The organism is Companilactobacillus hulinensis (genome assembly GCF_003946555.1).
GTDB classification, from domain to species: domain Bacteria; phylum Bacillota; class Bacilli; order Lactobacillales; family Lactobacillaceae; genus Companilactobacillus; species Companilactobacillus hulinensis.
The window spans coordinates 33,835-48,899 of sequence record NZ_RHOO01000002.1 but is presented as its reverse complement, the minus strand read 5'-3'; the positions used below and the strand labels follow the sequence as shown (position 1 = coordinate 48,899).

Below are 15,065 nucleotides of genomic sequence, written 5' to 3'. Positions count from 1 at the left end.
TTAATCTCCAATGTATTTTTTATTAATACTATTTTTTGTTAATTCCTTAATATGATTCAGAAATCCTGGATCATTTATATGTTCTCGAATTATTTCTTCACTAAATAATTTACTATCCATATCCTTGATATTATCTAAGTCAAAGACGTTTGGTTCACTATCTTTCCAATATTTCTCATCAATCATTGATAAACTACGATTGTTATTGAACTTCAAATATATTTTGTACAGTACCCCCGCAGTATTACTACCCGCAAAATGCATTAGGATCTCATTACGTTCAATTGCTTTAATAATATCTTTGTTCAACCTTTGAGCATTAACAATGTTTAATGTTACCAAACTATTAGACTCATTAAGTAAATTTTTAATTTTTTCATTTAAATCATTTATAGTATCGTTTTCTACCACGTCAATCTCAGCATTCTTCCAGACATAAATAGAACTCGAAATAAACTTCGGCTTAGTAATACCATTTTCAACTGTAACTAAATAAAATCCCTTTTGCTCAAGTTCATTCTGATTACGACCCTGTGTATCACCCGGATAAATTATCCATGGATTCTCGTGAAGAACTTCTCGCTTATGAATATGTCCTAATGCCCAATAATCATAACCTTTAGTTAACAATTCACTAACTGAAAATGGCGCATAATTACCATCACCGATTCCCGCATGTAAAATTCCAATTTGATAATCATATGACTTTCTATCGGGATAATTCTGTACCATATCTTCAGTAACATGATTCTGATAATAACTGAATCCAGTAATCCCAACATTCTGACCATCATTAGTAACTAACTCTGATGTAGATACTTCGTCACTAAAAATTGTCACATTATTGGGGAAATCTATCACTGAAAAACCGTCTCGGTAATAATCGTGATTCCCATAAACCATAAATACTTTGATACCGTACTTGTTTAGTTCATCAAACTTATTCTTCAAATACATCTGTGCGCCCAAAGTACGTTCGGTATTGTCAAATGTATCACCAGCTAGAATAACAAAATCAACTTGTTCAGATATTGCTGTCTGAAATATTTTGTCAGCAGCGGTATAAGTCGAACTTTTTAGTTTCTGTTGAAGCTCCTGAGAAAAATTGCTGATACTAATAAATGGTGTATCAAGATGTAGGTCAGCGGCATGTATGAATTTCATAACAATCTCCTTTACAGCAAAGAAGCTGGGACAATTACTCGTCTCAGCTTCTTTATATATCTATATTATTTATTTATCTTGATAGATTTCTGCGATTGGTTTAGAAATGATTTTGTTCAATTCTTCCATCATAGAATTCATCTTTTGTTCTTTATCCATCAAGTTTTTGATTTCGCTATAGTTTTGAAGTTGATCTGTTAATTGACGCATTGCTTCGATATCGTCATCAGTAATTTCTTGACCTTGCATTTGTTTTTGTTGTAATTCAAATTGCTTGTTTTGAACTTTATCAAAAAGTTTAAAAGCCAAGTCGTTAGCTTTAACAGCTTCAAATGCAAGCTTGAGATCAGCAACTTCTTGAGTCTTTCTCAAATCTTGTTCTAGTGAATTGGCGCTATCATAAATATTCATACAGTCCTCCTACTGACCAAAAAAATTCTTAATATCATTATACCATTCTGAAGCCTTGTCTTTAACGTTATTTACTCCATCTTGGAAAGATTTCACAATATCGTTGCTATCATTGTTATTATCACTTTCGCTATCTTCAGTGGCAATAGTTGCAGCATCCTTGACACCGAAACTAGTCTGGTTCGTTAATGGCAAGACATTTGTCATTTCAGACTTGAATAACGAAGCAACTCCATTCTCGCTGACACCATACAAGAAGTGATTCTGATCAGTCTTATCGAACCCGATCCAGCTTGCAACAACAATATCAGGAGTATAACCAATCATCCACTGGTCCTTAGTACCAGCATATCCATAAGAACTTGGTACTTCTGTACTACCGGTTTTACCAGCAATCTTATAACCATTTGGTTTGGCAGTCTTACCAGTACCCTCGTTGTAAACTCCCAGCATCATACTTGTCATTTCTTTGGCAGTATCTTTACTGATTATTTGCTTATTTGAAGTACTTGTATTGTCTACGATCACCGTACCCGTAGAATCAACAATCTTACGAATAAAGTGTGTTTCGGATAACTTACCTTCATTCGCAAAAGCTGTATAGGCTCTCGCCATTTGCAATGGTGACACACCTGTTTCCAGGCCTCCCAATGCAAGTGCAAGATTTCGATCATTCTTATGGACCTTAATGCCAAAGTTTTCGACAGAAGATACACCTTTTTTAACTCCAATTTTGTCCAATAATGAAACAGCCGGTACGTTTTCACTCTGAGCCAGAGCTTTGTACATTGGAATTTCATCTTGATACAATCCATCAGCATTTGTTGGTGTATATTTGTTCTTACCAAAACTAGTAATTTGATCCGGCAATTCTGAGTCATAACTGTAACCATTCTCGATTGCTGGAGTATAAACTGCTAATGGCTTAATGGTAGAGCCAGGCTGACGTTTCATCTGAGTAGCACGATTCCAACCTCTAAAGGTATGTTCACCACGGCCTCCCACAACACCCAGTACTCCACCATTTACTGGATTCACAGCAACTGATGCACCTTGTACCTCAGTTCCATCTGATGCATTGGGTGGGAATAGATAACTAGCATCAAATGAATTCTCCATCGACTTTTGAATACTTTGGTCCAAAGTCGTATAGATCTTGTAACCTTTATTCAAAATATCATCTTCACTGATACCGTACTTATCAACGGCTTCAGCAATTACAGCATCGAAGAAATAAGGATACTTGTATGAATTATTATTATTATAATTATCATTCAAAGTAATTGGCTGATCTTTGAAATAAGCTGCCTCAGATGAAGTAAGCTTATTATTATCGACCATCAAATCAAGCACAAGATTTCGACGAGACTTAGCATTATTCATATTATCTATTGGATTGTACATTGTTGAACCCTTCAATGTACCCGCTAGAACTGCAGCTTCACCAGCATTTAATTCACTGGCACTCTTACCGAAGTATTTTTCGGATGCATCCTGTACACCCCAAACTCCATTACCAAAGTATGCATTATTAAGATACATCGCTAAAATATTCTTCTTAGAATAAACGCGATTGATCTCAATAGACAGGAACAACTCCTCACCCTTACGAGAAAGCGTCTGTTTCTGAGTTAACAATGCATTCTTTGCCAATTGTTGTGTCAAAGTACTACCACCACCGGTAATTCGGTGATAAATCAATATACCAAGAAGTGCCCTTGCGTAACCTTTGATACTAAAACCTGGATTAGTCCAAAATGTTCTATCTTCAGTAGAAATAACCGCATTTTGAATATTCTTAGAAATTTTATCTAAACCAACATATGTTCCTTTGCTGGCATATAGTTCTCCAGCATCATCATTATCTTTGTCATAAACTGTTGTTTTAGTTTGTAATGATGATTTCAAATCTTCAACATTAGCTGTCTTGGCATCGTAAGTCCAAATCGTACTCAAAACTAATACTAATGTTAGGAATAGTAGAATCAACCAACGAGTCAATTGGAATCTCTTCCAATATTTTCTTACAAAAGCCCAAGCAATTTGTAATTTTGGTTTTAACCAACCCCAAAAACCATTATTATTATTCATTGTTATACCTCTGCTATAAAAACAAATTTTATCACATTATGATGGTGTTTTTAAAATACAATAAAAATCTTAGGGAGAAATCAAGCAATGTATACGCGTAAAATCAAGTATTACAACGATAATAACGACAAGATTAATATTCGTGAATTACTTCAAAAATGGTTAATTCCAAAAAAATGGCAGCATTTTTTTCGTGTTCAAGAAGATGTTTTGATCAATGATCAGTACCATCCCTTCAATACCATTGTCAAAAATGGCGATGCCATTACACTGAACTTTGACTTTTCTCCACGCTCAAATAGTCAACAATATCTCCCTGGAAATCACCCAATTGACGTATGTTACGAAGATGCAGATGTTATTGTGGTCAATAAAAAAGCTGGAATAAAAACCCATCCTAATTTACCAACTGAAAATGACTCACTGATGAATGATGCAGAAACCTATCTTGCACCAGAGGACCATCCCTTCATGGTTCATCGAATCGATATGAATACCAGCGGATTAGTCTTGATTTCTAAAACACCGTACCTTGTACCCATATTTGATCGGCAATTGAGTTCAAAAACTCTGCATAGAGAATATCTCGCAATCGTCAATTTGAATCACCCGATTGAAGAATCTGGTACCATTACGTTACCAATTGGATTAGATCCAACTGACAAACGGAAGCGTATGGTTAGGGATGATGGTCAAAGTGCCATTACAAAATATAAGGTTATAAAACAAAATAATAATTTTGCTTTACTGAAACTAAACCTACTAACTGGTAGAACTCATCAACTCCGAGTTCATTTATCTGCCAATAATTGGCCAATAGTTAACGATAACCTCTACAATCCTAATGGAAAACATGGTAATCTATTATTGTTCGCTCATAAGCTTGATTTTGTAAAACCGTTTTCTGAGGACATTCAGACGGTTGAAGCCGATCTACCCGACTTTATGATCAGCTTTATAAAAAACAATTTTAATTGAGTGACACTAAAGAAGTTTTAGGAGTGATTCTTTATCTATCATTTCTGTGGATTGAATACTTTTGCCGCCTCCGTTTGGAAGTGACAAGCCTGTTGTGGGAACAATTTCAGCCAAAAAACGGTCTGAAATCTCATTTTTGAACTCCTACGGATTTCAAAAAATGTCCTGTGCTGTAAGTCCGGCGAAATGCCGGCCAACACCACTATCACTGCTGGCTTATCATTTCCAAACTCCGACTAATCTATAACCATTATTTTATTTCCGACTATTCAGTAGATATATAGTTATTTGCGAATAGCTGTGTTAGCAGGAGGTTACGAATATTTTATCAGCCGTGAATGTGTCGTTTTACGACACGGACGATCTTTAAGATTTGCACAGCAAAGCTTAAAGTCGAGGTTTCAGACCGCTTCTTGGCTGAAACCGGTCCCCACGGCAGATGAAATACTTCGTAACCGGATGCGGAAAAGATAATACTTAATTTCAATCTAAATTATTTTTCTGAAAAACAAAAAAGAAGCCAGCTAATTCCCGACAAATTAGCTAGCTTCTTTTTTTATGTGTTCAGAAAGAAGTTTTAGGAGTGATTCTTTAGGACAATCTTTCTTATTAAGCAGTAACTTACAATGACTATCTCACTATATTGATAAAAGCCCCGACAGCAATTAAGAATATATTTGTAAGAATCAGTCGTGTCACAGCTTGGACAACCAAAGGACAGTTTGCGTTTTAACTTAAATCCTTCAGCATATAAAACTCACCCTCAATTGAGGGATACAGTAGTATCGCTAACAGCGTAATGTAAGGTACTACTTGTAACAAAGCTAAAATAGGAATTAACAGGAAGGTTAAGCCCAACTAGCTTTTAAACAAACTTAATACATTGGTAATATTTGCACTGAATGCCAATGTATGACGGCCATTTTTATATCTAATTTTCATCAGATTAGGAATGGCAATAGCCACCACTGTAACTTCATATATTGTTAATTAAGTGGCTTCAGATTTCCAATTTACGATAGCTCTAAATCAACACAAGTAATCCCGATTACTAACGTTGAGCAGATTAATTTGCAAACTATAGAATATTCCGATTAATAATGGAAAAATGGTCAAACCGTACATCCATTTTTGACTATTGCCAGTAAATCATAATTAATTTTAAAATTACATTTCTTCTGGTGCTTTAACACCTAGTAATGCAAGTGATTCTTGTAAGACGATTGAAACTGACTTAACAACAGCTAATCTAGCTTTCAATCCTTCATCTTCAGCAAGAATCTTACTGTGTGCATAATATTGGTTGAAGCTCTTAGCAAGTTTCAATGAGTACTTAGCAATTACTGATGGCTCGTAAATACGTCCTGCACGAGCGATAACTGATGGGAATGATTGTAATAATTTAATTGTATCCCATGCTTCTGGGTCATCAAGATTTAGCGCATCATTAGCATCAAATTCAATATTTCCAGCTTTTCTCAAGATACTCAATGCACGCGCATTTGTATATTGAACATAAGGACCAGTTTCACCTTCAAAACGAACAACTTCTTCAAGATTGAAGTCAAAACTATCACGTCTTTCATTCTTCAAGTCGTGGAAGACAACAGCTCCAACACCGACAGCTTCAGCAACGTCGTCTTTGTTCTTCAAGTTTGGATTCTTTTCGTTGATTTGCTTTTTAGCCAATTCAACAGCATCTTGAAGGACATTTTCTAGCAAGATAACATTACCCTTACGAGTTGAAAGCTTCTTACCACCAGTTGTGATCAATCCAAATTCGATATGGTGAATATCATCTGACCAATCATAACCCATCTTCTTCAAGACAATCTTAAGTTTCTTGAAATGTTCACTTTGTTCTGAACCAACAACATAAAGTGACTTAACAAAGTCAAATGTATCTTTACGGTACTTAGCAGCAGCCAAGTCACGTGTAATATAAAGTGTTGCTCCATCAGTCTTCTTGATCAAGGCTGGTGATAAATCATATTCTGAAAGATCAACAATTTCAGCACCGCGACTCTCAACTAACAAGTTCTTTTGTTCAAGAATATCAACGATTTCATCCATCTTATCGTTATAGAATGACTCACCAGTGAAGTGGTCAAATTCAACACCTAAACGACTATAGATACGGTTAAATTCCTTCAATGAAAGTTCCTTGAACCATGTCCATAGTTTAAGAGCCTCTTCATCACCATCTTCCATCTTCTTGAACCAAGCACGTGCTTCGTCGTCAAGTTCTGGCTTTTCTTCGGCTTCCTTATGGAAACGTACGTAGTACTTCAATAAGTTGTTAATAGGATCAGCCTCAACTTCTTCTTCTGAACCCCACATCTTATAACCAACGATCAACTTACCAAATTGTGTTCCCCAATCACCTAAGTGATTGATTTTGATTGGTTGATAACCCAATTTCTTTTCGATCTTAGCGATTGAGTTACCAATAACTGTTGAACGTAAGTGACCCATTGACATTGGTTTAGCAATATTAGGTGATGACATATCGATAGGAACATTGCCACCATTACCTTCGTTTTGATTACCATAATCTTCATTCTGTTTCAATACATCATGTAATACTGAATTGGCGAATTCTCCTTTATCTAAGAAGAAATTGATATATGCCCCTGTATTGACAACTTTTTCAAATCCAGCAGGATCGATTTGACCAACTAAGTCTTCAGCAATCATATTAGGTGCTTTGTGTAATGACTTAGCCAAAATAAATGTTGGGAAAGCATAATCACCTAAATCTGATGTCTTAGGTTTTTCAATCAATTTTTCAACTTGCTCTTCAGTAATTTCATCTGGTAAAACCTTAAGCAATGTATTTACTATTAACTTCTTTGAATCCATATTTTCCTCCTCTGGATGAAAAAAACGCCTCTTCCAATAAACTTCTTCATTGAAAGAGACGAGATTTCCCGCGGTACCACTCTAATTGATTAATATCCACTCATTATTAAATTTATTCAATTGTAAAAAGGGTGCGACTTAATCATTGATTCGATCAGCTCTCACCAAAACCTGATCTCGCTTAGAATCTACCGACTAATTAATCCTTCTTTTGCACAAGTTATGTTAGCACATAAAATTGGCAATAACAATACTTATTTGTGAATAACTGTTCCTTTATTCCCAATTATAATTTCTTTAACATCGTCCAAAGCACCTATCACAGCAGGATTCCCGGTAGCCTTTACAAATCCGACTGCTGCTTGGACCTTTGGACGCATACTTCCCTTGGCAAACTCATCTCTATTCAAATGTCTTTGAATTTCATCAATTGAAACGTCAAATATTTCTCTTTGATCAGGTTGCCCAAAGTTATAAAATACTCCACCTTTTGATGTCAGAATTATCAGCTTGTCCGCATCAACTAATTGAGCAATTTTGGATGCGCTGAAGTCCTTATCGATCACCGCTTCTTTACCTACAAGCTTGTTGCCATCCCTAACCACGGGAATACCTCCACCGCCTGCTACAATTGGAATTACTCCTGCATCTACAACAGCTTTAATAGCCGGATATTCAGTTATTTCAACTGGCTTAGGTGATGGCACCACACGTCTGTATCCACGTCCAGCATCTTCAATTAATTTCCAATCAGGATGGTCGCTTTTGACACTATCTAACTCTTCCTCAGTATAAAATGGTCCAATTGGTTTCGATGGATCTTCAAAGGCCGGATCATTTCCGTCTACGACAGTCTGAGTAATGACAGTAATAGATTGTTTATTGATACCATTATCCTTCATGACTTGATTCATCGCATTCTGAAGCCAATAACCTATACTGCCCTCAGTCATAGCACCGCAAGTATCTAGTGGCATTGCTGGATTAGTCCTACTGTTAGTAGCAGCCTGTTGCAACAATAAATTACCAACTTGTGGACCATTTCCATGAGTAATAATAAGTTCGTCACCATTTTTAACGAACTCAACTAATGACTTACACGTCTTTAAAACGGCCTCTTGTTGAGCTTTGGCACTAGCGTTAGTACTCAGAATAGCATTACCGCCTAACGCCACTACAATACGTTCTTTTGTCATTTCAATCCTCTCCTCAAAACTTAGACTTTAGGAATGAACAAATTACCTAATGTAGCCGCCATAATTGCCTTGATCGAATGCATTCTGTTTTCAGCCTCTTCAAATTGACGAGCATATTTGCTTCTAAATACCTCATCTGAAACTTCCATTTCAGTCAATCCATACTTCTTATAAATATTTTGGCCATATTGCGTTGTAACATCGTGGAAGGCAGGCAAACAGTGCATGAAAATAACTTGTCCATCAGGCATACCAGTCTTATTCATCATATCCATAGTTACCTTATATGGCTTAAGAAGTTTAATTCTTTCATCCCACTGATCTTCTTCGCCCATGGATACCCATACATCTGTGTAGATAACATTTGAACCTTTAACACCTTTGTCGATATCATCAGTGATCAATAATTTTGCTCCTGACTTATCAGCATATTCTTGAGCCGTTTTGACAACAGATTCATCAGTAAATAATTCTTTTGGTGCAACGATATGAATATTTACTCCTAACATTGCTCCAGTAACCAACAAACTATTGGCCATGTTATTACGACCGTCACCAACAAATGTCAAAGTCTTGCCCTTCAACGTACCAAAAGTTTCTTTGATAGTCATAAAGTCAGCAATCATTTGAGTTGGATGCCATTCATCTGTTAGACCATTCCAAACTGGGACTCCTGAAAATTTTGCTAGATCTTCAACAACTTGTTGACTGAATCCTCTGAATTCAATTCCATCAAACATACTACCTAAAACTCTGGCGGTATCTTCAACACTTTCTTTTTTGCCTAATTGAATATCATTTGCTCCTAAGAATTCAGGATGAGCACCTAAATCAATTGCCGCAGTCGTGAATGCTGAACGAGTACGTGTAGAAGTTTTTTCAAACAATAAGGCGATATTCTTGCCTTCAAGATAATGGTGAGGAATGCCCTTCTTTTTTAAAGCCTTTAAATGTAGTCCAAAATCAACTAAATATTCTAATTCTGCTGGTGTAAAATATTTTTCAGCTAGAAGGCTTCTGCCTTGAAATACTGATGTTTCTTTACCTTGATAGTCCAAATTAAATTCCTCCTTATTGATGCAAATCTTCACGAACTAATGGCATACTCATACAACGTGGACCACCGCGCCCACGAGATAATTCACTCGATACCGTTTCAATAACTTTTATACCATGCTGTCTCAATATTTCATTCGATACGTAGTTCCTATCATAAGTTACAACAACTCCAGGTGCAATCGCTAATGTGTTAGAGCCATCATTCCATTGCTCTCTAGGTGCAATGACTGGATCCCCATCACCTGTTGCAATCAAATCCAAATCATCCAGTTTAAGAACCTTCTTCAAAGCTTCCTTCAAATCATGTCCATGATTTATTATCAGTTCTTCATCCTTCCCGGGGTGAATAGTCCAAGTATCAATCTTTCCACCTTTACCCAGAATCCCTGGATGTACAGTGAATTGATCGTAATTGATCATTGTAAATACTGTATCCAAATGCATCATGGCGTGATTATGTGGGATTGCTATAGCAAGAACCGTGTCGTATCCACTAGCCTCTTCAAACAGATTGCGTGCAATATCCTGAATAGCCGTTGCCGAAGTTCTCTGAGACACTCCTATTGCGAGCACATGATCATTTAGAACAAGTTCATCTCCACCTTCAATCCGGTGCGTGTGATCTCTATCTCTCCACACATGTATACCTTTATTGGCAAACCTAGGATGATGAGCAATGATCGTCTCCATAAACATCGATTCACGCTGTCTGGCTGGATACGTCATATGATTGATACTCAACCCTTCACCAATTGCTGCAGCAGGATCTCTTGTAAAATAAAGATTCGGCATTGGATCTAAGTAAAATGGATAATCAACATCTTCGGCAGCACTAACCAAATCTGTAGGTTTGAAATTAAGCTCGCTCTTACGAACACCAACCATAAGTTTTTTGACCATTGTCGGTGTATCAAGACTCAATAGATATTCTTTCAAAGCATCGTGATCAGACCCTTTGGCGTAACCGGATTCTGATAGCATCTTTTCAAGAAACGCCGACTTAACATTACCCGCATCAATAGCTTCTATTGCTAAATCATCTAGATAAAGCACTTCGGCACCATTATCACGCAATATCTGCGCAAAATTATCATGCTCTTTTTGGGCTATTGGCAAATATGGGATATCATCGAATAATAAACGTGGCATCGTATCCGGTGTAATATTCTCGACTTCTTCTGATGGACGCTTCAACATTACAACGTCTAATTTGCCAATTTCCGATGTAACATGAATTGGTTTCGTCATATAATCACTCCTCTTAAATGTATTTAAACCCTGCCTTCACAATATATTAGTGTAAATACGTTTGCAAGCGTTTTCATATCTATTTTAAAAAATATTCCTGAACTAAAAAAAGACCTTTCAACTACCGTTGAAAGATCTCATTAATTTCACTTATGCATGATTTTATCGCGTAGTACAAAAATTCCACCTAGAACGTCGCCACCAATTGAGCCAATTAATGAACCTAACTTTGTTTGAAACTTAAACATTAGACATCGTCCTCTCATTAACTACTTATTTTTTACAATTTTATCTGGTTAATGAGTGCAAATCAAATTTAAAGCATAAAAAAAAAGAGCAACCACTGTGGGGTTGCTCTTCACAAAGATTTGATTAGTTCTTTGTAACGTTTGTAGCTTGTGGTCCACGATCGCTATCTTCTACATCGAAAGTAACGTGTTGGCCTTCGTCCAAAGTCTTGAAACCGTCGCCTTGGATAGCTGAGAAATGTACGAATACATCACTACCATCTTCGCGAGTAATAAAACCAAATCCTTTATCTGCATTAAACCATTTAACTGTTCCGTTTTCCATTATGAATGAAACCTCCGCGCTCTGCGCATTTAATTTTGTATTTAAAAGCAAAGTTCAAGAATATCATTCATAACGAACTTTTATACTTACACTCAACTACCAACACAATATGTATAATATACGACATTTTTTGGATATTAGCAAGGTTATTTCAAAAAAAGACAGAATAATAAAAAAGAATCGAAATACAGAGATAATAATCTCTGCTTTCGATTCTTTCTATAGTAAAACACATTTCAATTATTATTTACCGTTCTTTTGAACTTCTTTAATGGCCTTCTTGTGGCTTCCTTGGTACAACTTCCACTTTTTGCCATCAGGAGATTTGATTGTTGTTTTACCAACCTTAACGAAATTCCACTCGAAATCAGGTTCAGCGATAATTCTGAAACCATCGATCTTGAATTTCTTTGCGTTCTTCTTGTTCATAACAAGCTTAGCTTTTTGGAAGTTTGTAATAACCTTCTTTGAACCATCTTTGCTTACACGAACAAATTGAACAGTTTTGTCAGCCTTGCCAGTGAAGAATGTAAGGTATTCATCTTTGTTATCCTTACTTACACCAACGTAGTCATGACCCTTAATTTCTTTCTTAGTAATTTTCTTTGCTGAATATTGCGGTGCTGTACTCTTTTTAGAGTTTGAGCAACCAGTTGCAACAACAGCAATACTCAACATAGAAACAAATGCTAAGAATGCGACTAATGCTTTTTTCATATTTCAATCTCCTCGAAAAACTTTTCTTGATACTTTCATACCAACAATCTTGATTCTATTGTAACGACGATGAAAAATCAATTTATATCGCAATTTTCTAAGCCAAATTTACAAAAAATTTATCATTTTGTAATATTCTATTGTATAATTAGAAGTTGTTAGCAAATGCGAACTTAGTTTAATGGTAAAATGCCAGCTTCCCAAGCTAGTGTCGCGAGTTCGATTCTCGTAGTTCGCTTTTCTATAAATCAAATACCTGTGGTATCAAGCCCCTTGCTTAAAGCAAGAGGCTTTTTTATTGCACTTTTAAACTCCCTACACACAGATTACACACAGATATTGCAAAAAAATCCCCCCAAAATCAAATAAATGATTGGAAGAGATCAATATACATGTCATCTACGGTATTGAAAACTACAGTACAAACTTATTAATAACTTCGGCCAATGCATCATGATTATTGTCAGCCTCAGTCACATACTTTGCAGCCGCCTTAACGCTATCAATTCCGTTAGCCACACTAACTGGCAAGCCAACAGCCTTGAGCATTGGCAGATCATTACTATTATCCCCTGCAGCGATTATTTCTTCTGGTTTAATATTCAATGATTTACCCAACTGTACAGCGGCACTTCCCTTGTCGATTCCAGCTGGGTTGAATTCAACATAACGACCAGATGAGAAAGTAACTGCTAGTTTACTTGGATCAACTTTTGCTTCCACATCCGCACGCATCTGCTTACGTTCATCTATTGTCGGTAATGCCATGATAACTTTCATAACATTTTGTCCCTTGAATTGTTCAAAATCAGGTGTGGACATCACTGAAAATGATACTCCACGGTTCTCCAAATAATTTGAATCATCAGGGGCTGGATTATAAATATACAATTTATCTTGCGTATAAACATGAGTAGCCGCCTTTTTATTAGCTGCCCCAGTTTCAAATACTGCTTTTGCAACTTCAAACGGCATAGCATTAATAATCAAAGGACGATTATCTTTATTCTCCAAAATCAATCCGCCATTATAAGAAATTGAATACTGGTTAGGTTGATCACGAAGGTGCATTGTTTCCAGATCATTTTGGAAAGATGTATAACTCCGTCCGGAATTTGGTACAAAGTAAACGCCTTTAGCCGCAGCCGCTTGAATAGCAGCCGCATTTTTTTCAGAAAGACTACCATCGTCGTTCATCAAAGTTTCATCAAGGTCACAAACAATCATTTTATACATATTAATAACTCCTCAATTTTAAAGATTACTCTTCCACTTTATCGAACTACACATGTAAGCGCAACCTTACCCCAAAATAAATAGCCTCCAATCGGCAATTAATATACCAATTGGAAGTTATTTACATTATCTTTCATATAACATCTGACCCTGATTTACCATGGCATCTGCATGTATTTTAATATTTTCCTGTTTCGTAATCATACTTTTACTATCCTGTTGAAACTTCTGAAAATGATTTGATTGAAGATGTTTCTGGTAATTTGCTTCAGTATTGTACACCTCAAACAGAATCAGTTTTTGATTTTGATTATTATCTTTACCTAGATAAGTAACTAATAATCCCTTATCTTCTACAATAGCTTGTCTTATTTCAGATTTCATTAATGACTTATAATCAGCCATTTTATCTGAATCAACTTCAGTTTCTATTAAGCGAACAATCATATCCTTAGGCGATATTGAACACAATTCTGGACCTTGTTCTACTAATAATAATGGTGTCATAGGAATTTGTGATTGCTCCACCACTGCACTACTTGCTACTCTTTTAAAATCTGCAAATTGTGGAGAATCTGCATGGATCTGGTAATTAGCTTGATCCTTATACAATTCGAGAACACGGTTGTCTGTTCCATTATCATCTATATGACCAGTATACATAGCCATTGTTCCAGGCTCATTTTTTATAGATGTAAGCAGATTATTCCTTCCCACTTCTGTGAAGGAATCCTTACTATCGGATTTGATTCTTAATTTAAATAATCTGAAAAGTGGTTCCTGAGCTATTTTTATCATCACTATAATCCCCTTTAATCTTGATTCAGAGGTGCTAATGACTTGATAGTTTTGGCTGGTACGCCACCGACAACGGTATTATCTGGAACATCTTTAGTAACAACGGCTCCAGCACCAACTATTACATTATTGCCGATATGTACACTGCCGATAATAGTCACATTTCCACCGATCCAAACATCATCGCCAATAGTGATCGGTTGAGTATATGTGACCAGATACTTGCTTCCATCCGGACGTGTTCCAAAACGTTTAGTAGCATCCAAAGCATGTTCACCACAATATAGCTTAGTATCTGGTGCAATAATTACACGATTACCTAACGTAATTAAATTGGAATCTTGAAATGTACAGTTTCCATTAATAAAAACATCATCACCAACAGATATATGAGTTCCATAAACTGCACTGAATGTCCCATTAATAGTCAGATTATTACCTGATTTACCAAATAACTCCTTGATTGATTCTGCCCGTTCTTCAACATCACTCGATGTATTAATGGTTTGTAATAAACTCTTACATCTTTTAATCATCGATTGTAATTCTGGATCACGATAATCATAATCTTGACCAGCCAATAGTTTTTCATGTTCAGACATCATATTAAGTACTCCTCTTTCATTCATTACGATTATCATACAGACGAAAAATATGAATGTAAAATACTTACTTATTATGGTTTGTAATGCTTTTTGAGCATGATTATTGGCAAAAAAAATAGCACTCAAT

The 15,065-nt window shown here is 36.0% G+C and carries 13 protein-coding genes and 1 tRNA gene; 2 read left to right on the top strand and 12 right to left on the bottom strand.

What is annotated here, in order from left to right; translation table 11 throughout:
- The 3 genes from EKM66_RS01385 to EKM66_RS01375 all read right to left on the bottom strand — a co-directional run bounded on the left by EKM66_RS01385 (nucleotide 1) and on the right by EKM66_RS01375 (nucleotide 3,666).
- Entirely contained in the window at nucleotides 1-1,164 is a 1,164-nt protein-coding gene (locus EKM66_RS01385) for a metallophosphoesterase family protein (protein WP_125760931.1), read from the bottom strand.
- 69 nt (nucleotides 1,165-1,233) lie between these two features.
- Nucleotides 1,234-1,575 carry a YlbF family regulator gene (locus EKM66_RS01380; protein ID WP_125760929.1) on the bottom strand — a complete coding sequence of 114 codons (342 nt, stop codon included), beginning with the start codon at nucleotides 1,573-1,575 and terminating at the stop codon, nucleotides 1,234-1,236.
- Nucleotides 1,576-1,584: 9 nt separating this feature from the next.
- Nucleotides 1,585-3,666 carry a PBP1A family penicillin-binding protein gene (locus EKM66_RS01375; RefSeq protein ID WP_125760927.1) on the bottom strand — a complete coding sequence of 694 codons (2,082 nt, stop codon included), beginning with the start codon at nucleotides 3,664-3,666 and terminating at the stop codon, nucleotides 1,585-1,587.
- 87 nt (nucleotides 3,667-3,753) lie between these two features.
- On the opposite strand from EKM66_RS01375, the gene EKM66_RS01370 reads away from it, so the two are divergent.
- Nucleotides 3,754-4,644 carry an RluA family pseudouridine synthase gene (locus EKM66_RS01370; protein WP_125760925.1) on the top strand — a complete coding sequence of 297 codons (891 nt, stop codon included), beginning with the start codon at nucleotides 3,754-3,756 and terminating at the stop codon, nucleotides 4,642-4,644.
- Between the two features lie 1,167 nt (nucleotides 4,645-5,811).
- On the opposite strand, the gene argS is transcribed toward EKM66_RS01370, so the two are convergent.
- The 6 genes from argS to EKM66_RS01340 all read right to left on the bottom strand — a co-directional run bounded on the left by argS (nucleotide 5,812) and on the right by EKM66_RS01340 (nucleotide 12,299).
- The gene (argS, locus tag EKM66_RS01365; RefSeq protein ID WP_125760923.1) at nucleotides 5,812-7,506 is read right to left on the bottom strand and encodes an arginine--tRNA ligase; all 1,695 of its coding nucleotides are present in this window, start codon (nucleotides 7,504-7,506) and stop codon (nucleotides 5,812-5,814) included.
- A 254-nt stretch (nucleotides 7,507-7,760) separates the two neighbouring features.
- Complete coding sequence (gene arcC / locus EKM66_RS01360; protein ID WP_125760921.1) at nucleotides 7,761-8,702, bottom strand: carbamate kinase; 942 nt, start codon at nucleotides 8,700-8,702, stop codon at nucleotides 7,761-7,763.
- Between the two features lie 20 nt (nucleotides 8,703-8,722).
- Nucleotides 8,723-9,760, bottom strand: a complete 1,038-nt coding sequence (gene argF, locus EKM66_RS01355) for an ornithine carbamoyltransferase (protein WP_125760919.1) — start codon at nucleotides 9,758-9,760, stop codon at nucleotides 8,723-8,725.
- 13 nt (nucleotides 9,761-9,773) lie between these two features.
- Nucleotides 9,774-11,009 (bottom strand): arginine deiminase, encoded by a 1,236-nt coding sequence (gene arcA, locus EKM66_RS01350; RefSeq protein ID WP_125760917.1) that lies wholly within the window; start codon nucleotides 11,007-11,009, stop codon nucleotides 9,774-9,776.
- A gap of 372 nt (nucleotides 11,010-11,381) precedes the next feature.
- Entirely contained in the window at nucleotides 11,382-11,582 is a 201-nt protein-coding gene (locus EKM66_RS01345; protein ID WP_025024889.1) for a cold-shock protein, read from the bottom strand.
- A gap of 243 nt (nucleotides 11,583-11,825) precedes the next feature.
- Nucleotides 11,826-12,299, bottom strand: a complete 474-nt coding sequence (locus tag EKM66_RS01340) for a hypothetical protein (RefSeq protein ID WP_125760915.1) — start codon at nucleotides 12,297-12,299, stop codon at nucleotides 11,826-11,828.
- A gap of 167 nt (nucleotides 12,300-12,466) precedes the next feature.
- Between EKM66_RS01340 and EKM66_RS01335 the strand changes: the two genes are divergently transcribed.
- A tRNA-Gly gene (locus EKM66_RS01335) sits at nucleotides 12,467-12,537 on the top strand.
- A 176-nt stretch (nucleotides 12,538-12,713) separates the two neighbouring features.
- On the opposite strand, the gene EKM66_RS01330 is transcribed toward EKM66_RS01335, so the two are convergent.
- The 3 genes from EKM66_RS01330 to EKM66_RS01320 form a co-directional block, all read right to left on the bottom strand.
- The gene (locus EKM66_RS01330; RefSeq protein ID WP_125760913.1) at nucleotides 12,714-13,535 is read right to left on the bottom strand and encodes a Cof-type HAD-IIB family hydrolase; all 822 of its coding nucleotides are present in this window, start codon (nucleotides 13,533-13,535) and stop codon (nucleotides 12,714-12,716) included.
- Between the two features lie 126 nt (nucleotides 13,536-13,661).
- Entirely contained in the window at nucleotides 13,662-14,333 is a 672-nt protein-coding gene (locus EKM66_RS01325) for a putative quinol monooxygenase (protein WP_125760911.1), read from the bottom strand.
- A 14-nt stretch (nucleotides 14,334-14,347) separates the two neighbouring features.
- The gene (locus tag EKM66_RS01320; protein WP_125760909.1) at nucleotides 14,348-14,938 is read right to left on the bottom strand and encodes a sugar O-acetyltransferase; all 591 of its coding nucleotides are present in this window, start codon (nucleotides 14,936-14,938) and stop codon (nucleotides 14,348-14,350) included.
- Between the last annotated feature and the right edge of the window lie 127 nt (nucleotides 14,939-15,065).